The organism is Vibrio sp. Vb1554 (assembly GCF_033344235.1).
The window spans coordinates 1-1,042 of the sequence record NZ_JAWPOJ010000459.1; the positions used below are offsets into that span (position 1 = coordinate 1).

At 42.6% G+C, this 1,042-nt stretch carries 2 protein-coding genes; one reads left to right on the forward strand and one right to left on the reverse strand.

The window, feature by feature from the left end; all coding sequences use genetic code 11:
* Positions 1-513 (forward strand): 3-hydroxyacyl-CoA dehydrogenase family protein (locus R8N28_RS27045; protein WP_318183895.1); only part of this gene is annotated, 513 nt, incomplete at its 5' end.
* 64 nt (positions 514-577) lie between these two features.
* Here R8N28_RS27045 and R8N28_RS27050 read toward each other — a convergent pair.
* Positions 578-832 carry a hypothetical protein gene (locus R8N28_RS27050; protein WP_005457697.1) on the reverse strand — a complete coding sequence of 85 codons (255 nt, stop codon included), beginning with the start codon at positions 830-832 and terminating at the stop codon, positions 578-580.
* Positions 833-1,042 lie beyond the last annotated feature (210 nt).

Consider the following 1,042-nt stretch of genomic DNA (forward strand, 5'->3'; position numbering starts at 1 on the left):
CCAATCACGTTACTTGATGAAGTTGGTGTTGATATTGGCGCGAAGATCATGCCGATTCTGGTCAATGAGTTGGGCGAGCGATTCAAAGGTCCTGATGTATTCGATATCTTATTGAATGACGGTCGTAAAGGACGTAAGAGCGGGAAAGGTTTCTATACTTACAAAGGTAAGAAGAAAGAAGTCGATAAATCCATCTACAAGCTACTCAAACTGACGCCAGAATCGAAGCTCAGCGATAACGATATTGCGTTGCGCTGTGTACTGCCAATGCTTAATGAAGCAGTACGATGCTTGGACGACGGTATTATTCGCTCTCCGCGCGATGGCGATATTGGTGCGATTTTTGGTATTGGCTTCCCTCCATTCCTTGGCGGGCCATTCCGTTATATGGATCAATTCGGTTTGAAAGAACTGGTTGAGAAAATGAACGAATTTGCATCGAAATATGGCGATCGTTATGCGCCATGCGACGGACTGCTGACTAGAGCAGGTGAAGGTCGTACCTTCTACTAAGTGCTTGAAACGCTGAACATTAAAAAGGCTTGCATCGCGCAAGCCTTTTTTCGAACAGAAGTGTTTATTTCTTCTTGTCTTTTTTATCTTTGTTATGCCCTTTACCTGGGTTGTCATCGCCATGCACGCTAGCGTTTCCTTTTTTGTCTTTATCATCCCAGTTTTTAGAAGAGCAATCGTCGGATTTGACGGAAATATTGTCACCGCTTAGGCGAACACAATCTTTGCTCAACTCAAAATCGTCACCTTTTACTGTGATTTCTGCATGAGCGGATGCGAATGGTAATAATACTGCAGCAAGTAGTAATAGTTTCTTCATGAGTGCCTCATCTACATGTTTTTTGTGCGGTAATTAGAGCATAAGCGGCAATCGTGTAATTTCAATTTTCTGTTAAGACTATCCAAGTCGTATTAGTAAATTGATGGGTTTCTCACATATTTTACAGCTCGACTTCCGCCCATTTTATCCATTACGGTGATGGTCTTAGCCCAGACCGCAATCTTTTGGTCGTAACTGAAATTCTTCGAT